Genomic DNA, 20,309 nt, shown 5'->3' with positions numbered 1-20,309 from the left:
GACCATGTCAGATGCCGCCTCCGAGCTCGAGAAACTGCGCGCCGAACTGGCCGCTTTGAGGTCCGAACTGGCCCGCTCGAACGCCGTTGTGTCGGCGTCCGAGGCGCTGATCGCGGGCCTCAAGCTCGAGATCGCCATGCTCAAGCGCGACAAGTATGGCCGCAGCGCCGAACGCACCGCCCGGCTGATCGACCAGCTCGAGTTGCAGCTCGAGGAACTTGAAACCGCTGCGGCGGAGGACGCCATCCGCGCCGAGCAGGCGGAGGAGAAGGCGACGAAGGTTCGCAGCTTCGAGCGGCGCAAGCCGGTGAAGAAGCCTTTCCCCGAGCATCTGCCGCGCGAACGGGTGGTCGTCGAGGCGCCAACCGCCTGTGCATGCTGCGGGTCAGACCGGATCGTGAAGATGGGCGAGGACATCACCGACACGCTGGAGGTGGTGCCACGGCAGTGGAAGGTGATCCAGACCGTCCGCGAGAAGTTCACGTGTCGCGATTGCGAGAAGATCAGCCAGCCGCCCGCCCCGTTCCACCCGATCCCGCGCGGCTGGGCTGGTCCCAGCCTGCTCGCGATGATCGTGTTCGAGAAGTTCGGCCAGCACCAGCCGCTGAACCGCCAGGCCGACCGCTATGCCCGAGAAGGCGTGGATCTGAGCCTGTCCACGCTCGCCGACCAGGTGGGCGCGGTGACCGAGTTGCTGACGCCGCTGCATGCGCTGATCGAGGCGCATGTGATGGCCGCCGGGCGATTGCACGGCGATGACACGACGGTCCCCTTGCTCGCCCGCGGTGGCACGAAGACGGCCCGGCTCTGGACCTATGTCCGCGATGATCGCCCTTTTGGCGGTGCCGCCCCACCGGCGGTGACCTTCCGCTTCTCCCGCGACCGGGGCGGCGAGCATCCGACCGGGCATCTGATGGGCTGGCAGGGCATCCTGCAAGCTGACGCCTATGCCGGATATAACCAGCTTTACGATCAAAAGCGCTCGCCCGGACCGGTGACATCCGCGCTCTGCTGGAGCCATGCACGCCGCAAGTTCTTCGAACTCGCGGATGTCGAAAGCAACATCCGGAAGGGCAAGTCGCCCAAGGAGATCTCGCCGATCGCTTTCGAGGCGGTGAAGCGTATCGACGCCCTGTTCGAGATCGAGCGCGACATCAACGGCAAATCCCCCGACGAGCGGTGTGAGGCGCGACAACGCCTGTCGGCCCCGCTGGTCGAGGATCTGGAAACCTGGCTGCGCGGCGAACGGGCGTTGCTATCGAAACACGCCAAGGTCGCCAAGGCGATTGATTACCTGCTATCGCCAAACCATTGGTCGAGCTTCGCGCGGTTCCTTGAGGATGGCCGTGTCTGCCTGACCAACAATGCCGCCGAAAGATCCCTCTGCGGCGTGGCCCTCGGAAGGAAGTCCTGGCTCTTCGCGAGGTCCGAGCGCGGCGGGCAGCGCGCCGCCTTCATGTATTCCCTGATCGGCTCCGCAAATGTAACTGTACCCTAATTAATCAGATTCTGCGGATTTGGAGCATTTTGGGACGTTTTTGTACCCTTAATTACAATATATCCACAGGCAACTCGCTTCAGCTTTCGATGCCGCCTGAGCGCTTCCAGATTGCATCGGCCCGCGCCAGAAGCACTTGACGATCTGCCTCGGTTCCAAGTTCGGAGATGGCCTGACGAGCTGCCTGCAGAGCGCTCTCGGATGCACTTGGGCGGCTCGTTCCATATGTTTTCTGCCCAGTCGGATGCTCGGTTTCCCATCGCCCCGGAAGCCGCCGGTCGAGGGCATGCGACATTGCACGTATCCGTTCGATCACCCGACCATGCTTCGGAAAGGCGCGGCGCAGCCCCCTAACCGTACGATCGTTTGCTCTCAAGATGATGGCGGCCCCCAACAAGGGACGGGTCTTGCCGACATCGACCGCGGCGAGCGCTATCGATCTTTCGCGCTCATTTGCGGAGATGACGGATGCTGATCGACCGACGTCCAGCATCGATACGACATGCAGGGTCAGTTCCATCCGACGCAACCGCCGGAGATTGTTATTCACTACAGCCGTTTCCAGGGCCTGCGCGCCGCGTGCAGCGCGCGCAAGTAGCCGCTCTGATACAGCCCCGGCTGGATATTTTGCAGCGAGGGACTGACCACAGGTCTCGCAGGTCAGCGACCACGCGAAGCGCCAATGACGAAGAGCGAGATCGGGAGTTTGCTCCGTGCACCCCGGACAATGCTGAAAGTCATGTCGCGACACGTATCGCACGGCATGATGCACCGTATCCGGCAGGGACATGGCGGCGATCTCATCCCGGGTCCGTTGAACTGCCGAGCAGAGGCGGGTCCAGTCTACTTGTCCGAGATCGTTGATATGCTCCGGCACCCTGCCCTGCCCCAATCCGAGATAGCCGCAAAGTTCTTCAGCGGAGCAGTGATTGGCCTTCGCCAATCGCCCGATCCAACTGGACAGAAGCTCATCGCGTGCAGGCGGTGGTCGAAAAGGTAGCGGTCTGACGGTCACCCGAATGCAGCGGCGGGCTGGCGAGGGATGTTCCAGGCGTGCTTCGTCCAAACCGGTTGCCAGGCCTGAACCGCCTCGTCAGTGATTCGCTCTTCTCCGGTCTCGATCGCATCAATTGCCAGTGACTTGATCATGATGAACACGCGCGAGGTAACTCCGCCGGTCACTTTCAGGATCGTCCTAAGAGACGCCACCGTCAAGCTTGAGCGTTGCTCAAGCACCATCGCCGCGATCAGAGTCTGGATCAGGCGAGAGAACTCCACGTCATCATCCCAGAGCGGCAGATAGTGTTCGTCCAGTCGTCGGGCCAATTGGTCGTCTCCCCGAACCGCCTCGAGGGCCTCGTTGACGCCAAAGACGACAAGCGAAGCGCACAGATCATTTGCGAGGAACCGGAGCATGTTCAGGAAACGACGTTGCTCCCGGTAGCTGCCAGCAAGCAGATTGTGTACCTCATCAATCATCAACATCCTCAGGTCCATGTCGCGAAGATGACTGAGCGCGCGCACCTCAAGCTCGGACACGGTATGCCTTCCCCACATCGGCGCTCCGACCGTCGCCAGAATGTGCTGATAGAACCTTCGCTCATCAGGCGCGGGAGGCGCCTGAACCAGCAGGATGGGTGTTTTCGTGGCGCCCAGTTCTGCGTTGTACTGCGTCGGATACTTGCTTGCCATGCGCTTGGCGATCATCGTCTTGCCGATGCCGGAACTTCCATAGACCATCAGGCCGGGCATCCGGCTTTGTTGCGGCATTTCCATTAGGGACGTTAATCGGTTGAGAACGATCGTGGCACGGTCGAACGCGATCCAGTGGTCACCGCGGATACGGTCAATTCTTTCGTCTGGGGTCATTAAACTCATCTATCTCATAGGTTGGCAGATCAGGGTTGCCTGTATCGATCGCGAACATTTCGCGCGACGGATCACGGCGCGGTTGGTGCCGGGGAAGCCGAGCACCTCTTTCATTTTCCAGCCGGGCAGCCCTTGTCTTTTGGCGTGCTGCCTCAGCCAGCCGCCGTTGCGCATCGATCAACTGGAACAGGACCCGCTCATTGATCTGCCCCCCATGCTTGTCTTGCCATTCTTTCCGCGCCCGCCGACTTTCCCAATGCGATATGCGCGGGTGGCTGAGATCCCGGTAGCGTGCCGGGATCACGCGTCCATCATCGGTGATGACCCAAACTTGCGACAGGTCTCGTGGATCGTATTTCACCTGTACCTTGCCTTGCCCGCGTCCGACCAATGACGCAAAGACATCGCTCCAATAATGCACCCCGAAGAGCGTGATCCCGGTGCGCCCGAGCCGGCGCCATTCAAAGGGCAGGAAGCTTGTCCGAAAGGCATCGACATCGACAACCTGCCGTCCCGCAGTATCACCGCCCATTTCCGCCCATGCCGCAAGAGGCGTTCGCCCGAGGGCTTCGTGAACCGTGTTGTGGTAGCGGCAGATTTCCAGATTAAGCCAATCCTCGAACTCGGCCAGGGTCAGGGCCGCGTGTTTCTCGCTATCATAGTCACCCTTCTCTACGATAGAGGACTGAGTGGTCCCGGGCAGCACATGAACGGCACCCATGGTCGTTCCGATCAGACGCTCGACATGGCCGCCGTAGTGTTTGCCGCCGAGCGGACGATACTCGATAGCAATGCCCCAATCTTCGCAGGCCATTTTGAAGGCGTCGCTGTGGAACTCCTGCGCATTGTCAACGTGGATCGCCTTCGGAATGCCGGCCGTCGGCCAAACCACCTCTTCCAGTGTTCCTGGCACGTGCACCGATTTTCGGCGCACGCAGTGATCGAGACACAGTGCGATCGACAAGACAGACGGCTCGTCAAAAGTGACATAGACCCCGAGAACAATTCGGGTCGCAACATCAATAGCAACCGTCATGTAGGGGCGCACAAGCGGCCGTCGATTGACGTGATCGACCAACGTGATGTCTGAAGTTGTATGATCAATCTGAACGACTTCCAGCGGGGCTGAAACTTCAAAGCGGCCAGGACGCGCGGCAAAAACCTTGTCCGCCTCCTCTGCCCCGCGCCGTTTCCGGAAGACCTCTCGCTGATCCATAGCGTCTAGACGGGCTTTCACCGTTCTCCGGGTCGGCGGCTGAAACCCCTTCGCCTCGCACTCGGCACGAATCTCACGCCAGATGCGAAGAAAGCTCGAACGCTCGCGGACGAGATAGTATCTTCGCAGACTCTCATCGATGATGATTTCGACGTCTTGGGGAATCCGTTTCGACCCACGTTTCGGACCGCGACGGTCCAACTCCAACGCCGTGGCACGTGCATCGTTCTCTCTCAGGCGCCGGTAGAGCGACCATGTGTGACTTTTCGCCAAGCCCAGTTCCCAAGCGGCATCTCCGATAGCAGCGCTAATCGGCTTACCTCTCTTCTCAAGCTCTAGGATCGGACGCAGAACCGCTGCACGGTGTTTCGCAAGACGTTCGCTGACCACGTCAATCCCCTGCCCCAATAGGCCGACATTTATCCACAGTTCCGACCGTACGGCAATTAAGGGTACAGTATGGTAATTAACGGTACAATATTAAAATTAAGGGTACAAATCACTATTGATTCCATGGGACAATTTCAGGCCGGATTCTGATTAATTAGGGAACAATGACACATCTGTAACTAGCCGCGCGCAATCGACCATTAACCATTGCAGACTGGTCGTGGCCGTTAGAACTTTTCCATGCCAAAGGTACCATCGCAGCGTTTCGGCTGGACGTTTGAACAGCACTGGAATGCCGGAGGAACCCCTGCTCTGCAGCAGGCCTTTTACGGCGTTCTCGACGTGCTGAATACGCATCGAGATATGCCACCAGTCGAGGATGTGGCGGACCTTTCTACCGACGGCATTGCGGACGAGGTTTGGCAGGGCTGGTTCCCCGTCCGAAATTACCGTGACGGTTTGTTCGTAATCCCAACCGAGAGCCCTCAAGTCCTGGCGAAGTTGACTGGCAGGTGACAGGACCGCCTGTTGCACTAGGCCGAAGCGACGGTACCTATCGTGGCTTTCGATCTTGCCCACCACAACATCGAGGTGTCGCTTCTGCTATTCCGGCCTGCATCGGATATGCGCACCATCCAGGAAAACCGTCAACGCAGGCGCCTCTTTGGCGGCTGAAGGAACCAACGGTTCAGTCTGCTCGCTATCGCAGATTTCCCGGGCAACTTTGCCCAGTCGATTGCGCACCGATGTATTCACCTGCTTCGCGCAAGGCAGGAAGGTTTCCAGGATACGCGCCGCTTCCCGGAAGGAATGACGCGCCCCAAGTTCGGCTTGAAGGCGTCGCAGTTCCGGGGTCGATCGATCCGGAAAATAGTCAGCGAGAGGCGAAAGCGGTCCGCCCAAGACAACATCGGATTTTGCATTGCAGGCGCACCGGCGAATGCGCGGCGCTTTGACCTCGAACCTGTCGAAAAGCGTGTCGAGCACCCGCGACCGATAATCATGTATAGCCCGGACCCCGTCGCAGTCCGGACAGATTCTGCTGGCTTCGGAAATTTCCTCGATCTGGTCACGCAGGATCGCATTCTGCAATTGCCCCAGGATGGTCTTCGCATCTTCGAGCAATAACCCGAACCCCTCAGGCTGAGTGCGCCGAAACGGGCGGGATAGACGGCCGAGACGATGCCTCTTTGTGGTTCCGTTCTCGAAAGTCGTCTCGACAATAATCCGCATGTCCATGGTAGTTCCCCTCTCAATGAACCACTAGCATACACAGACACCCACAGGTTTTGCCCACTCCCGCAAGATTCTGATCAATTGGGGTACAGTGACAACCGTGCTGAATGAGCCGTTGCGAAATGCGTGCCGCGCGCCTCACCGACATTCAGAAGGCCGTGGTCGTTCCGGGGCCGGTCAACCGTGTGCAATCCGGCAAGGGATTGTCTGAACAGCCCGATATGGTGGCAATGACAAAGGTATCGGCGACGCCACGCTCGGTCAGGCTTTGACGAAGCGCTGCCCCTGCGACCGAGGCAGCGGTGACGCTTGGAACCAGTTCAACGGGCACACCGGCGGCCTGCGCGGCCGCGATCTCTTCGGTCGCCCGGCCAAAGATACCGGGATCGCCCGACTTCAGGCGCACGACCCGTTTGCCCTTCAACGCTTCGGCCAGGATGACCCTGCTGATCTTGTCCTGCGGCCAAGCATGTGCACCGACGTCCTTGCCCACATAGACGCGTTCTGCGTCGCGGCGGGCGAGCTCAAGCACTTCCACGTCGACCAGCCTGTCGTAAAACACCACATCCGCCTCTTGCAGCCGTTCGACCGCGCGCAGGGTCAACAGATCGCGGGCACCGGGGCCTGCCCCCACCAGCGCAATCTGCCCTTTTCCGGATCGCAACGGCGGGCCGCCCGCGACAATCGCCCGTTTGATCGCACGCGCCGCATCGCGTTCCGCGCCGCGGCTCCATTGATCCCGCGCCTCCCCCTTGAAAACCCAGGCCCAGAAGGCGCGGCGCTGGTCGCGGGGCACTTTGCGTGTGACGCCAGGACGTAAACGCCCCGCGAGCGCGGCAAGCCCGCCGATGTTCATCGGCAGCAGTTCCTCGAGCCGTGTCTTGATGTCGCGGGTCAGAACGGGGGCTGTGCCTTCACTGCCGATGGCCACAACGATCGGATCACGGTCTACAATGGCCGGGGTGGTCATATCGCACAGCTCCGGTTGATCGACCACGTTCACCAGACAGCCCGAGGCTTTGGCAATTCCATGGGCCGCGGCGTCGAAGGCAGGGCAACCGGTGCCGATGAAAACCATGGCCGCCCCTGCAAAAACCTCTGCCGAGAGGGTTGTGATCAGCTGCGCGCGGCCATCCTTCACGATACCTTGCAGTTCATCCTCAAGCCGTGGGGCCACAAGAACCAGATCCGCATCGGTCTTGAGCAGCAGGCGCGCTTTTTGCGCGGCCTGTTCGCCGCCGCCGACAATCACCACCTTGCGCCCGGTGGTGCGAATGAACATTGGAAAGGCTTTCATGGGCGTCCCCTTCTCAGGCAGCGGTTTGTGAGGTCTGATCAGGCGCCGAACGCGCACCAAGCGTGTCAAAGGCGGCTGCCGCCGTCCCTGCCACCACAGCGCGTTCAAAGACGTCGGGCGATTGCGTGGCCCATCGTGGGTCGAGCGTTTCACCCGAAGGCTCGGACAGGCGTCGGGTTTCGGGTAAGAGGGCAGGCAACACGTCGTCCCAGGCGACACCGCCGCGCAGGCCGAAGGCCGAAATGGCCTTGGCCGGGTGCCGTTCAAACTCGCCCCCGCCGCCTTTGATGACGCTCAGTGCATCCCACCCCAGAAGCCTCGCGGCATCCGCCTGCAAAAGCCGATAGGACGGGTGAAACACGCCTTGCACGCTGGCCGGCGCGGCGGCCGGGTTCAGCATGCGGCACACGGTGTTGATGCAAGAGCGCAGCCCCAGAACCTCACGCAGATTCAAGATGCGAAACAGCGCCGGATGGAAGGTTTCAAGCGGCAAATAGGCAATCCGGTCACGCTCCAGCAGGGATGCAGCATGATCGGGGTCGGTCGCGATCCCGATGCCGACCCCCGCCAATCCCGCGCGCACCTTTGGGTCGTTGCCGTTCCAGCCATGCAATAGGACGCGGTGCCCCACATCCGCCACCTGCCGCGCGGCGCATAGAAACCACGGGGCCCCCCGGGTGCGGCCCGCAGCATAGCTTGGCCAGTCCAGATCGGCGTTCGGCAAGGCAGGCAAGGCGATCTGCGCCGCACGCGCGAACCCGGCGATTTCCTCGGCGGTTTCGCCTTTCATGCGGAGCAACATCAGCACGGCGCCCACTGCTTCTGGTGCTGCATCACCGCGCAGCATCAGGCGCATGGCGTCCGCCGCCTCGTCCTGCGTCAAGCCCCGCGCACGCCCCGGCCCCCGGCCCAGTGTCCGGACATGATCGGCCAGGCTCATTCCGCAGCCTCACGCGCGCGCACGCGGTTCAGCAGGTCCGCAAGTTCGGGGCGGCAGGAACCGCAATTCGTCCCCGCGCCGAGAGCCGCGCCAATCTGCTCGACAGAGATCAACCCTTGGGTCTCAATCGTCGTCACGATGCTGTTGACCCCGACCCCGAAGCACGAGCACAGAACCGACCCCGGATCGGCCACATCGGGCGGCGTGCGCCCCGTGATCGCGCCCGCGCTGTCGGTCCCGGGCAAGGTCGCAAGATAGTCGCGCATGACAGCGACGGGCGTCGCGGCGACAAACAGCGCTCCGATCATCACCCCGTCCTGATAGAGCACGATCCGCGCATTGCCGGCTTTTGCGTCAAGCATGCTGACCAGCCGCGCGTCGGGGGCACCAAACAGACGCCGGGCCTCGACCTCCCAATCTGCAATCGCCCTAACTCCCGCAAGCTCGGCCCGGTAACCCCGGCTCGTGCGGGCAAGGGCCCAGTAATCGCTGCTCAGCACCATTGGATCACGCGCCACCGCAAAACCATACCACGCGGCGTCAAACCGGGCGAGCGCGACCACGCTCGCCTTGCTCTCCGGCTGTCCAGAAACCGGATCGCAGGCCGCGGCCACCAGCGCGTCAATTCGGGCCGAAGGCGCTGTTTCCCCGGTCCAGTGCATCGGGGCAAAGACCTGTCCGACCTGCACCGCATCGGTGATCCGGGCGCGCAGGATCGCGCGGCCATGAGGGCTTTGCAGCGTGACCAGATCCGACCGCGCAAGGCTCAATCGCTCTGCATCTTGCGGATGAATATCCACAAAGGGTTCCGCCAGATGCGCCGACAGGCGCGGGCTGAGCGCGGTGCGGGTCATGGTGTGCCACTGATCGCGCAGCCGCCCGGTGTTGAGACGGAAGGGATAGCGCGGCTCGGTTCTGGCGGCGGGCGGTCTGCATGACACCGGCAGCAATCGAGCCTTGCCATCCGGCGTGAAGAATTGCCCATCGGCGAAAAAGCGTCCTCCGCTGCGCGCCCGCGTCAGCGGCCATCGCTGAGGGGAAAGGTCGTTATACGCTACGTCCGACAGCGTTGAGAGCGCCGAGATATCAAAATCCCGACCCATCTGACCGGCAAGGCCCGACAGGGTTGCATATTCACGGAAAATCTCGGCCTCACTGGCGAAATCAAAGACCGCCTCGAACCCCATGCGGCGACCAACCTCGGCAAGGATGTCCCAATCCGGGCGCGCCTGCCCCGGCGCTGGCAGAACCCGGCGCTGGCGACTGATGGTGCGATCCGAGTTTGTGACGGTGCCGTCTTTCTCGGCCCAGGCGGTTGCCGGCAACAGCACATCGGCCAACCGCGCCGTGTCGGTCTGATCGGTGATGTCACTGACCACCGTAAAGGGGCATGCGGCAATCGCATCGCGCACGGCATCGGCCTCGGGCATCGACACGGCCGGGTTGGTGTGAATGATCCAGAGCGCCTTGATCCGGCCGTCACCCACCGCGCGGAACATATCGACCGCCTTGAGTCCCGGCGCCTCTGGCAACGGTCCTGACCCCCAGAAGCCGCGCACCACAGACCGGTGATCGGCGTTTTCAAGGTCAAGATGACAGGCCAGCATATTTGCCAGCCCGCCCACCTCGCGCCCGCCCATGGCGTTTGGTTGGCCGGTGACTGACAGCGGTCCGCATCCCGGCTTGCCGATCCGGCCCGTGACCAGATGACAGTTGAGGATCGCATTCACCTTATCCGCGCCAGAGGTCGATTGATTGACCCCTTGGGAATAGATGGTGACAACCTTTTCGGTGCGCATCCAAAGCGCGCAAAAGGCGGCGATATCCGCCTCGGCCAGGCCAATCGGCGCGCTCGGGTCGTTTTGCGCCGCCTGCAGCGCAGCATCGAATCCGGTGGTATGGCGTATAAAATCCTTGTCCAGCGCCCCGCCTTGCCAAAGCGTGATGAACAGGCGATTGAACAGCGCCACATCTGATCCGGGTTGCAGCGCCAGATGCATGTCTGCCTCGTCGCAGCTTGCGGTGCGGCGCGGATCGATCACGACGATCCTGGTGCCGCGCGCCTTGCGGGCCGCAAGCAGGCGTTGATACAGCACCGGGTGGCACCAGGCCAGGTTCGATCCGACCAGCACCACAAGATCAGCCGCGTCAATATCCTCATAGGTGCCGGGCACCGTATCGCTGCCGAAGGCGCGTTTGTGCCCGGCAACCGATGACGCCATGCACAGCCGCGAATTGGTATCGATATTGGCCGAGCCGATGAAGCCTTTCATCAGCTTGTTGGCGATGTAGTAATCCTCGGTCAGCATCTGACCAGAGACGTAAAAGGCCGCACTGTCCGGCCCGTGCGCCGCGATGGTCCGGGTGAACCTGTCGGCCACCAGCTGCAGCGCGCCCGACCAATCCGTGTCCTTGCCCGCCACGCGCGGGGTGAGCAGCCGGTGACCCAGCCCCACGGTTTCACCAAGCGCCGAGCCTTTGGAACAAAGCCTGCCAAAATTCGCCGGATGCTCGGGATCGCCCCGCACCGCCAGACCGCCCTGCCCGTCCGGGCGCAACAAGACCCCGCACCCTACCCCGCAATAGGGGCAGGTCGAGCGCGTTTCGGGAAGACCGCTGCCGTCCATCACGCGGCACTCCGCGCCGCAAGGCTGGCACCGTCGATCCAGACGCGGCCCTCGCGGACCTGCACGGGAAAGGTGGTAATGCTCGCGTCTTCGCCTCGGGCCTGACCCGTGTTCAGGTCAAACACCCAGTTGTGCAACGGACAGGTGACTGATTGCCCATGCACGATCCCTTCGGAAAGCGGCCCGCCCTTGTGGGGGCAGCTGTCGGTGGCGGCAAAAACCTCATCGGGGCCGGTGCGAAACACCGCGACACACCCCTGCGCCGTCTTGATCTTGCGCGCCCCGCGCAGGGGGATGTCGCTCACCGGGCCAATATCGATCCAGCTCATTCTGCGGCCTCCAATGTCAGGTCGGCTAGCGGCTGATAGGCCTCGACCCGCTTGGCGTGGTCTGCCCAGGGGTCCCTGCGGTAGATCGACTGCGACAGTTCAAACGCCGCGATCAATCGCGCGCGCTCGTCCAGATTGTCAACGACGCGGCCCTTGACCCAATCAAGCCCGACCTTGGCCACCCATTTGTAAGGCCGGTCGAGGTATCTGGCGTTTTCACGATAAAGCTGGATAAAGGCGACCGTCACATCGATGGCCTCCTGCTCTGTCGCGACATCGCACAAACGCTCGGTTTCCTTCAAATCCATTCCAGCGGCACCGGCAACACCGACCTGATACCCGCTGTCGACACAGATGATGCCGACATCCTTGCAGGTCGCCTCGGCACAGTTTCGCGGGCAGCCCGACACCGCCAGCTTGACCTTGTGCGGCGTCCACGACCCCCACAACATCTGTTCGAGCTTGATGCCAAGCCCGGTGCTGTCCTGCGTGCCAAAGCGGCAGTGATCGGTGCCGACACAGGTCTTTACCGTGCGCAGCCCCTTGGAATAGGCGTGCCCGGACACCATCCCGGCCCTGTTCAGATCCGCCCAGATATGCGGCAGATCCTCGCCCTTGACACCCAGCAGGTCGATCCGCTGGCCGCCGGTGACCTTCACAGTGGGCACGTTGTACTTGTCCGCCGCGTCGGCGATGGCGCGCAACTCGCGCGGGTTGGTGATGCCGCCCCACATGCGCGGCACCACCGAAAACGTGCCGTCCTTCTGGATATTGGCGTGCTTGCGTTCATTCACGAAGCGGCTTTGCGGGTCGTCCCGATACTCCAGCGGCCAGTCGGCGAGCAGGTAGAAATTCACCGCCGGGCGACAGACATGACAGCCATTGCGGGTCGTCCAGCCAAGCTCTTGCCAGACCGCGTCCTGCGATTTCAACGGCTTCGATTTGATCAGGCGGCGCAGATCCTCATGTGTCAGATCACAGCAGCCGCAGATCGGCTGCGCGGCAGGCATCTGAAAATCATCGTCAAGCGTGACCTGCAACAATTGTTCCACCAGCCCGGTGCAGGTCCCGCAGGACGCGCTGGCCTTGGTTGTGGCCCGCACCGCGCCCAGATCGGCTGCGCCGCCTTCGATTGCATCCACGATGGTGCCCTTGCATATGCCGTTGCAGCCACAAATCTCCGCATCACGCGGCAATGCTGCAACGGCTGAGAGAGGGTCCGCAGAGGCACCCCCCTGATAGGCCGGGCCAAAGACTAGCGTCTCGCGCATCTCCGAGATGTCGGTCTCATCCTTGATCAGACCGAAGAACCAGTTGCCATCGGCGGTATCGCCATACATGACCGCACCGATCAGCCGGTCATCTTCGATCACCAGCCGCTTGTAGATGCCTCTGCCGGGATCGCGCAGCACGATGTCCTCGCGACCCTCGGCTTCGGCAAAGTCCCCGGCGCTGAACAGATCACAGCCCGTTACCTTGAGCTTGGTCGCGGTATCCTTCACGACAAAGGCGTCGGGCTCGTTCAGAAGCGTGCGGGCCAGAACCCTCGCCTGATCGTAAAGCGGCGCGACAAGGCCAAACAGGGTGCCATCGAACTCCACGCATTCGCCGACGGCAAAGATATCGGGGTCCGAGGTCTGCATCTGCGCGCTCACCTCGATCCCGCGCGCGACGTCAAGGCCCGCATCCGTCGCCAGCCGCGTCTCGGGGCGGATGCCGACAGCCATGACCACCAGATCGGCAGACAGGGTTTTCACCGCTTTCCAGAACCACCGCCTCGGCGCGGTCCTTGCCGATGATCGCCTTGGTCGAGGCCTGCGTGCGGATCGTGATGCCGCGCTTTTCCAGGTCCTTGCGCAGCAGATATCCGGCGGCCTCATCCAGTTGGCGCTCCATCAAATGCCCCATCAGATGCACGACGGTGACCGCCATGCCGCGTTCGGCCAGCCCCGCCGCCGCCTCAAGACCCAACAGGCCACCGCCGATGACCACGGCAGTGCCCCCCTTCTCGGCGGTCTCGATCATCGCGTTGGTATCGTCGAGATCCCTGTAGGTGATGACGCTCGGAAGATCCTTGCCGGGGACCGGGATGATAAAGGGGGCCGAGCCGGTCGCGATCACCAGCTTGTCATAGGACACAGGCCCGTTTTGCCCTTCGACGACCTTCCTCTCGGGGTCGATTTTCACCACATGCTCGCCGAACCGGCAGGTCACGCGGTGCTGTGCGTACCAGTCGTCACCATGAGTGACGATATCCTCGTACGACTTCTCGCCAGACAAGACGGGACTGAGCATGATGCGATTGTAGTTCCCCCGCGGCTCGGCGTTGAACAGCGTGATGTCGAAGACGTCGGGGGCGGTCTCGACCAGGGTCTCGATGACCCGGCCAGACGCCATGCCGGCACCGATGATAACAAGTTTCTGGGTCATGTCTTCACTCCGCCGCGACGGCCTTTGGGGCCGCGAGTTTGGGCTTTGGTGTCGCCCCGTGTTCGTAGTCTTCAAGGAAATCAAGAACCTCCTGACGATAGGCATAGTAATCAGGATGCTCCAACAGGGCCTTGCGAGTGCGCGGGCGCGGCAAACTCACATGGGTGATCTTGCCGATGGTGGCCTTCGGACCGTTGGTCATCATGACGACCCGGTCCGCCAACAGGATCGCCTCGTCGACGTCATGGGTGACACAGATCGCCGTGACCTTGGTCCTGCTCCAGACCTCCATCAGCACTTCCTGCAATTCCCAGCGGGTAAGACTGTCGAGCATGCCGAAGGGTTCATCCAGAAGCAGAAGTTTCGGCGACAGGGCAAAGGCCCGCGCGATCCCCACGCGCTGCTGCATGCCGTTCGACATATCGCTGGCAGGCTTGTCCATCGCATCGCTCAGACCGACGCGTTCAAGGTAGTACTCCACCACATCCTGCCGTTCGGCCTGAGACGCCTTCGGGTATACCTTGTTGACCCCGATGGCGCAGTTCTCGCGCGCCGACAGCCATGGGAAGAGGTTCGGCGACTGGAACACCACCGCGCGTTCAGGGTCCGCCCCCTCCACATGACGCCCGTCCAGCTTGATCGCCCCCTTTGAGATCGGGTTCAAACCGGCAGCCATGGTCAGCACCGTGGATTTGCCGCAGCCCGAGTGCCCGATCAGCGAAATGAACTCGCCCCTGTCGATCTTCAGATCAAAATTCTCTACCACCGTCAGCGGCCCTTGCGACGTCGGATAGACCTTGTGCAGCTGAGAAAAATCGAGGAACCGGTTTTCGATCAGACCGTGCTGCGCCTCCTTGACCGCTGCCGGCACACCGTGGATCGGCGTCACGTTCGGCAAATGCCGCGTTCCCTCGACCTTGGCCTCGATCCCGACTTCCATCAGATACTTGGTCACATCCGCACGCAGACGCTTGAACGTCTCGTTCGTGTTCATTCGGGTCCGGTCGCGCGGGCGCGGAATGGTCACCTTGAACTCTGTCCCAAGCGTGCCGTCCGGGTTCAGCGCGATGATGCGGTCCGCGAGGATAATCGCCTCGTCCACGTCATTGGTGATCAGAACGCAGGTCTTCCTGTCGGCCTGCCAGATGCCCTCGATCTCATCGGCAAGATTGGCCCGCGTCAGCGCATCCAGCGCCGAGAGAGGTTCGTCCAACAGCAGCATTTCCGGGTTCATGGCCAGAGCGCGGGCCACGTTCACCCGCTGGCGCATGCCGCCCGACAACTCTGCTGGACGGCGCGTGGCGGCGTGGCTCAGCCCTACCATCTTGATGTAATGCGCGACCTTCTCGGCCTTTTCCGCCTTCGACAGACCGGGGAAAACCGTGTCAACGGCCAGCCGGACATTGCCGTTCACCGTCAGCCACGGCATCAGGGAATAGTTTTGGAAAATCACGCCGCGTTCCGGGGCGGGCTCTGTAATCGGCGCGCCCTTGAAGGTGACCTTGCCCTTGGCGGGCGTTTCAAGCCCCGCCATCAGGTTGATCAGCGTCGTCTTACCTGTCCCGGAAAAGCCGAGCAGAACCAGGAACTCGCCCTCCTGCACGTCCAGGTTGATATCGTTGAGCACATGGCTGGCATGCGCACCAGTGCCATAGCTTTGGCTTACCTTGTCGAGTGTCAAAATCCCCATGGCGCTCACCGGTTGTTCGTAAAGGTAAAGAGCGATTGCAGCGCATACATCACACGGTCCAGCAGGAAGCCGATGATGCCGATGCTCAGGACCGCGACCATGATCCTGGCGAGGCTGGAGCTGGAGCCGTTCTGGAATTCGTCCCAGATGAACTTGCCCAGACCGGGGTTCTGCGCCAGCATTTCAGCCGCGATCAACACCATCCAGCCCACGCCAAGCGACAGACGCAAACCGGTAAAGATCAAAGGCAGGGCCGACGGCAGGACCAGCTTGGTGATCTTGGTCCAGGTGTTCATCTTGAGCACCTTCGAGACGTTCACCAGATCCTTGTCGATGCTCGCCACGCCAAGGGCGGTGTTGATCAGCGTCGGCCAAAGCGAACAGAGCGTCACGGTCACCGCCGAAATGACAAAGCTCTTGGCCAAGACCCCGTCATTGGAGGCCGCCAGCGCCGAGACGATCATCGTCACGATCGGCAACCATGCCAGCGGCGAGACCGGCTTGAAGATCTGGATCAGCGGGTTCAGCGCGGCATTGGCGATCGGCGACAGACCCGCGGCGATCCCAAGCGGCACGGCGACCACCGTTGCAATCAAGAAGCCAAAGAACACCGTCTGAATAGAGGTCCAGATCTGCTGGTAATACGTCGGCGCCCCGGTATATGCGCGCTCAACCGGCTCCTGCCCTTGTTGGACACGGCGTTCGTTCAACTGCGCGACCTGCGCGTCAAACCGGGCCTTGCTGTCGGCCTTGGCCAGCGCATCCTCGTGCAGGTTGACAGCCTCGGCCCAGACCTGAGCAGGTCCGGGAACCGCACCAAGCGATGTCTGCACTTTCGGCGCCAGCGTGCCCCAGAGCATCAGGAAAACGACAATCGCGATGACCGGAACCGCCAGAAGCCGCCAGATTTCCTTCAACTGCGCGGTCGGGTTGTCGCCGGCTGCGGCCCTCAGAACAGGTGTCAGCCAGGACAGGCCCAGAACCTGGAACCATTTATCAGCCGCATTGATACGGGTAAAAAGCCGGGCGCGACGCGCCTCGCGGTCTTTTGTTTCGGTGAAATTGGGATCAACGGTTGTCATGTCTCACATGTCCTCCTCGGCGAGAGAGAAAGGCCCCGGGCCAAGCCCGGAGCACAGCGTGTTTGCAGGCGCGGATCAGCCCTTGACCTCATTGCCATCGACCGTCTGCTCGCCCTTCAGGCCGATCGGCAGGCTGTCGAGATAGGCATTGGGCGCGCGCCCGTCATAGGGAATGGCGTCGATGATATCAGCCGCGGGCGTCGGTTCTTTGTAGCCGTCGCTGTCCCAGGGAAAATCCGCCTCGTTGGCCAGGCCTTCGTCGACCAGAAGACGCGCCGCCTCAAGGTAGATGTCGGGCTTGTAAACCGACTTGGCAACCTCGTCATACCAGGTGTCCGGCTTGGCCTCGTCTATCTGCCCCCAGCGGCGCATCTGTGTCAGATACCACACCGCATCGGAATAGAACGGATAGGTCGCGTTGTACCGGAAGAACACGTTGAAATCCGGGATGTCGCGCTTGTCGCCCTTCTCGAATTCGAAAAAGCCGGTCATCGAGTTGGCGATCACCTCGTAATCCGCGCCGACATATTCCGGGCGGCTGAGGATCTCCACGGCTTGCGCGCGGTTGGCATTGTCGTTCTCATCGAGCCACATGGCGGCCCGGATCAATGCCTTGGTGATGGCCAGCGTTGTGTTCGGGTTCTGTTCGGTGAACTCTTCGGTCAGACCAAAGACCTTTTCGGGATTGTTCTTCCACAGCTGGTAATCGGTTATGACCGGCACGCCGATCCCCTTGAACACCGCCTGCTGATTCCACGGCTCGCCGACGCAATAGCCGTGGATCGTCCCCGCCTCCAACGTGGCAGGCATCTGCGGTGGCGGGGTGACCGACAGAAAGACATCCGCCTCGATCTGGCCCGAGATGTTGTCGGGGCTGTAAAACCCCGGATTGATGCCGCCGGCGGCCAGCCAGTAGCGCAGTTCATAATTGTGGGTCGACACGGGAAACACCATTCCCATGTTGAAAGCCTCACCTCTGGCGTTGTAGTCCTCGATCACGGGCACCAGCGCCTTGGCGGAAATCGGGTGCTGTGGACGGCCATCATCCATAGACGGGATATGCGGGCGCATCATCTCCCAGACCTTGTTTGACACGGTGATGCCGTTGCCGTTCAGGTCCATCGAGAAGGGCGTGACGATATGCGCCTGCGTCCCGTAACCGATCGTCGCCGCCAGCGGCTGACCGGCCAGCATATGCGCACCATCCAGTTGACCGTCGATCACACCATCCAGAAGCACCTTCCAGTTGGCCTGCGCCTCCAGCGTGACAAACAATCCCTCGTCAAGAAAATAGCCTTGATCATAGGCCACCGCGAGCGGCGCCATATCGGTCAGTTTGATAAAGCCAAAGGTCAGTTCGTCTTTTTCGAGATCAAGCAATTCGGCAAATGACGGGCTGGCCAGAGCCGTGGTGGCGGCAAAGCTCAGAAGGAGCCTTCTCATGGTGTATCCTTTCAAAGCGCCCGGTCTGTCGGGAAAAAGACAAGACCGAACAAGAACAGAAATAGGGCCGACACTGACCACCGGATGATACCGGCGGAGAGTGAGCGGCCCTGCTCAGAGTGTCCCGATCCTGGGAGGAATTCGATTTGCTCACATCGTTGCGAGCACGGTCAAACGATGCCGCAACGCAGCAAAGCTTTCCATATAATTCGCGGGGAAAGGTGTCAGATCACCGGCACTTTTCTCATCTGCACAAAAAAGCGACGGTCAATCCAGGTGAAAGTCAAAAACCTGTGCATCAAAAAAGCGATTGGGCAGGAGCGTCAACGTACCACCCGCCGATGCCACAGGGGTCGCATGCAGAATCGCCCCTTCGACTTTCTCGGAGGCGCCGGGCATGTCACTGCCGGTCATGCCCATGTGCATGCGGTACAGATCAGCGCGATAGACCTTGGCTATGACGTCGATATCCGCTTTGGTGCGAGTGCCGTGGTATTGCGCAAGATGCTGGCCAATCCACTTTGCCTGACTGCGCCAGGGAAAATTCGCCGCACCATGATGAAACATCAAAAAGCCATCGACCCGGCGCTGCTCGCCGCGGTCCGACACCACAAGATGCCCCGACAGCGCCCGGTCGATCAGTTCGGGCGAAAGATCCAGATAGGATTTTCGCGACAACAGGGTCGCGGCCGTCAGCCTTGCATCAGGATCGGCGAGCCAGCGGCCGGCCCGCCACACGGCGCGCATCAGCCGTCCCGTGAGGTCCGGCTCGGTCTCGGCCCACTCGGTGCGCACGGCCAACACCTTTTCGGGCGCAAAGCTCCAGATCGCGACGCCGGGCAACAAAAGCGCACCGGCGCCCTGCTCCACCGCCACCGAACCCCACGGCTCACCCACGCAAAAGGCGTCGATATCACCTGCCGCCAAGGCGTTCGCCATCAGCGGTGGGGGCACGGTGCGGATCACGATGCCATCAGCACCAAGGTCGGTTGCAGCACTCCAATAGCGCAACAGTTCGACATGCATGGAAAACGGGAAGGGCACGCCAAAGGTGATCGGCCCCTGCCGAACCTCGGCCAAGGCACGGGCGGCCTTCGCAGGATCTGCGAAATCAAACTCAAAGCCGATGGACCGGAGCCGGTCCTCAAGCGGTTTCCCCACGCCGATGACGTTACCATTGACCGACAGCACCGAAAGCGCGCTCATCGCTGTCGCCACACCGCCCAGCCCCATGGCCATGGCCACGGGAACAGGTGAAAGCATATGCGCCGCATCAACCCGCCCAAACGCCAGCATATCGCGAACCGAAGACCAGGACGGCGCGGCTATCAGATCAAGCGCAATACCTTCGGCATGCGCAAACCCCATCTCCTGCGCGACAATCAGAGGGGCCGCATCAACCAGCGGCATATAGGCGACAGGAACCGTGACCCGCGTCATCCCAAAAGCCCCGCTGCCGTCACAAGCGCCTCCGCAACATCGGCGACCCGGCGCCCCCGATCCATGGCGGTCTTGCGCAAGAGCGCATAGGCCGCATCTTCATCAATGCCCTTGGCCTTCATCAACAGTCCCTTGGCGCGATCAATGATCTTGCGCTCTTCCAGGGCACGCCGCGTCTCGGCCAATTCATTGCGCATCTGCCGCACCATGGCAAAGCGCGCAATCGCGGTCTCCATCACGGGCTTGAGGCGCTCTGGTGCCAGACCGTCAACCACATAAGCGGAAACGCCCGCCTCAATGGCAGCTGCCGCCAGCCCATCGGAATTGCCCGAGACAAACATCGCCACAGGACGCTCCAGCGGCCCGGAGGCAAGGGTCAGTTCCTCTAAAATATCGCGGGTCGGATTGTCGATATCAATCAGGACAATATCGGGGCCGTACCCCGCGATCTTCCGCTCCAGGCCACTGGAATCGCCGACAACCAGGACGTCACAGGCGCAGGCGTCTTTCAGGGCGTCAACAATTGCCAAGGCTCTGTCGCGGTCCTGTTCGACGACGACAATTCGGATCGAGTTTTTCATGATCTGGAACTGCAATGGTTCTTGTGGAGGATGCAATTGATTGACGATCAAACGGACACGGTTCCTTTACAGAATATGTCCACCTCAAACAGTGTGCCCATAAAATGGGCGAAAGCCCAGTTTACCAGGATCAGTTTTCAAGCAATGGCCAACGCTTCAGATCGACAGCACGTGTCACTGGGGAGTGGAAAGCATCTGGGGTTCAAGCTGCATTGAGGTGTCGGGCTGACAGTCTTCCGTC

Annotated in this window: 12 protein-coding genes and 3 pseudogenes; 1 reads left to right on the top strand and 14 read right to left on the bottom strand. The window is 61.5% G+C overall.

The window, feature by feature from the left end; all coding sequences use genetic code 11:
- Nucleotides 1–4 precede the first annotated feature (4 nt).
- Nucleotides 5–1,486 (top strand): annotated as a pseudogene (gene tnpC / locus ROSMUC_RS14550) (IS66 family transposase); the annotation flags it as partial.
- Between the two features lie 91 nt (nucleotides 1,487–1,577).
- Here tnpC and ROSMUC_RS14545 read toward each other — a convergent pair.
- The 14 genes and pseudogenes from ROSMUC_RS14545 to ROSMUC_RS14480 form a co-directional block, all read right to left on the bottom strand.
- Nucleotides 1,578–2,513, bottom strand: a complete 936-nt coding sequence (locus tag ROSMUC_RS14545) for a TniQ family protein (RefSeq protein ID WP_075571747.1) — start codon at nucleotides 2,511–2,513, stop codon at nucleotides 1,578–1,580.
- Complete coding sequence (locus ROSMUC_RS14540) at nucleotides 2,510–3,367, bottom strand: TniB family NTP-binding protein (RefSeq protein WP_245875192.1); 858 nt, start codon at nucleotides 3,365–3,367, stop codon at nucleotides 2,510–2,512. Before ROSMUC_RS14540 ends, ROSMUC_RS14545 begins: the two co-directional genes overlap by 4 nt.
- Nucleotides 3,345–4,973: a Mu transposase C-terminal domain-containing protein gene (locus ROSMUC_RS14535; RefSeq protein WP_146005695.1), complete on the bottom strand. Its 1,629-nt coding sequence runs from the start codon at nucleotides 4,971–4,973 to the stop codon at nucleotides 3,345–3,347. Before ROSMUC_RS14535 ends, ROSMUC_RS14540 begins: the two co-directional genes overlap by 23 nt.
- A gap of 171 nt (nucleotides 4,974–5,144) precedes the next feature.
- Nucleotides 5,145–6,212, bottom strand: a pseudogene (locus ROSMUC_RS14530) (ISKra4 family transposase); the annotation flags it as partial.
- A 145-nt stretch (nucleotides 6,213–6,357) separates the two neighbouring features.
- Nucleotides 6,358–7,506, bottom strand: coding sequence for a siroheme synthase CysG (cysG, locus tag ROSMUC_RS14525; protein WP_037274747.1), 1,149 nt, complete (start codon nucleotides 7,504–7,506; stop codon nucleotides 6,358–6,360).
- 13 nt (nucleotides 7,507–7,519) lie between these two features.
- Nucleotides 7,520–8,446, bottom strand: a complete 927-nt coding sequence (locus ROSMUC_RS14520) for a glycosyl transferase family protein (protein ID WP_037274677.1) — start codon at nucleotides 8,444–8,446, stop codon at nucleotides 7,520–7,522.
- Nucleotides 8,443–11,073 carry a nitrate reductase gene (locus ROSMUC_RS14515; RefSeq protein ID WP_037274675.1) on the bottom strand — a complete coding sequence of 877 codons (2,631 nt, stop codon included), beginning with the start codon at nucleotides 11,071–11,073 and terminating at the stop codon, nucleotides 8,443–8,445. Before ROSMUC_RS14515 ends, ROSMUC_RS14520 begins: the two co-directional genes overlap by 4 nt.
- Nucleotides 11,073–11,402 (bottom strand): nitrite reductase small subunit NirD, encoded by a 330-nt coding sequence (gene nirD / locus ROSMUC_RS14510; protein ID WP_037274673.1) that lies wholly within the window; start codon nucleotides 11,400–11,402, stop codon nucleotides 11,073–11,075. The genes ROSMUC_RS14515 and nirD overlap by 1 nt, the downstream gene beginning before the upstream one ends.
- Nucleotides 11,399–13,832: pseudogene (gene nirB, locus ROSMUC_RS14505) on the bottom strand (nitrite reductase large subunit NirB). Before nirB ends, nirD begins: the two are co-directional and overlap by 4 nt.
- Before the next feature lie 4 nt (nucleotides 13,833–13,836).
- Nucleotides 13,837–15,522 (bottom strand): ABC transporter ATP-binding protein, encoded by a 1,686-nt coding sequence (locus tag ROSMUC_RS14500; protein ID WP_037274671.1) that lies wholly within the window; start codon nucleotides 15,520–15,522, stop codon nucleotides 13,837–13,839.
- Nucleotides 15,523–15,527: 5 nt separating this feature from the next.
- The gene (locus tag ROSMUC_RS14495) at nucleotides 15,528–16,604 is read right to left on the bottom strand and encodes an ABC transporter permease (protein WP_037274669.1); all 1,077 of its coding nucleotides are present in this window, start codon (nucleotides 16,602–16,604) and stop codon (nucleotides 15,528–15,530) included.
- A 75-nt stretch (nucleotides 16,605–16,679) separates the two neighbouring features.
- A complete protein-coding gene (locus tag ROSMUC_RS14490; protein WP_037274667.1) occupies nucleotides 16,680–18,047 on the bottom strand; it encodes a CmpA/NrtA family ABC transporter substrate-binding protein in 1,368 nt (455 codons plus the stop codon).
- Nucleotides 18,048–18,314: 267 nt separating this feature from the next.
- Nucleotides 18,315–19,487 (bottom strand): CmpA/NrtA family ABC transporter substrate-binding protein, encoded by a 1,173-nt coding sequence (locus ROSMUC_RS14485; protein ID WP_037274666.1) that lies wholly within the window; start codon nucleotides 19,485–19,487, stop codon nucleotides 18,315–18,317.
- The gene (locus ROSMUC_RS14480) at nucleotides 19,484–20,068 is read right to left on the bottom strand and encodes an ANTAR domain-containing response regulator (RefSeq protein ID WP_037274664.1); all 585 of its coding nucleotides are present in this window, start codon (nucleotides 20,066–20,068) and stop codon (nucleotides 19,484–19,486) included. The genes ROSMUC_RS14485 and ROSMUC_RS14480 overlap by 4 nt, the downstream gene beginning before the upstream one ends.
- Nucleotides 20,069–20,309: the final 241 nt, after the last annotated feature.

The organism is Roseovarius mucosus DSM 17069, assembly GCF_000768555.3.
Taxonomy (GTDB): Bacteria; Pseudomonadota; Alphaproteobacteria; order Rhodobacterales; family Rhodobacteraceae; genus Roseovarius; species Roseovarius mucosus.
Note: the sequence above shows the minus strand (reverse complement) of the source record. Positions and strands in the feature narration are given on the sequence as shown.

Coding starts and splice junctions, on each gene's coding strand:
- ROSMUC_RS14540 (WP_245875192.1), bottom strand. CDS start 3,367: ATGACCCCAGACGAAAGAATTGACCGTATCCGCGGTGACCACTGGATC.
- cysG (WP_037274747.1), bottom strand. CDS start 7,506: ATGAAAGCCTTTCCAATGTTCATTCGCACCACCGGGCGCAAGGTGGTG.
- ROSMUC_RS14520 (WP_037274677.1), bottom strand. CDS start 8,446: ATGAGCCTGGCCGATCATGTCCGGACACTGGGCCGGGGGCCGGGGCGT.
- ROSMUC_RS14515 (WP_037274675.1), bottom strand. CDS start 11,073: ATGGACGGCAGCGGTCTTCCCGAAACGCGCTCGACCTGCCCCTATTGC.
- nirD (WP_037274673.1), bottom strand. CDS start 11,402: ATGAGCTGGATCGATATTGGCCCGGTGAGCGACATCCCCCTGCGCGGG.
- ROSMUC_RS14500 (WP_037274671.1), bottom strand. CDS start 15,522: ATGGGGATTTTGACACTCGACAAGGTAAGCCAAAGCTATGGCACTGGT.
- ROSMUC_RS14495 (WP_037274669.1), bottom strand. CDS start 16,604: ATGACAACCGTTGATCCCAATTTCACCGAAACAAAAGACCGCGAGGCG.
- ROSMUC_RS14490 (WP_037274667.1), bottom strand. CDS start 18,047: ATGAGAAGGCTCCTTCTGAGCTTTGCCGCCACCACGGCTCTGGCCAGC.
- ROSMUC_RS14485 (WP_037274666.1), bottom strand. CDS start 19,487: ATGACGCGGGTCACGGTTCCTGTCGCCTATATGCCGCTGGTTGATGCG.
- ROSMUC_RS14480 (WP_037274664.1), bottom strand. CDS start 20,068: ATGAAAAACTCGATCCGAATTGTCGTCGTCGAACAGGACCGCGACAGA.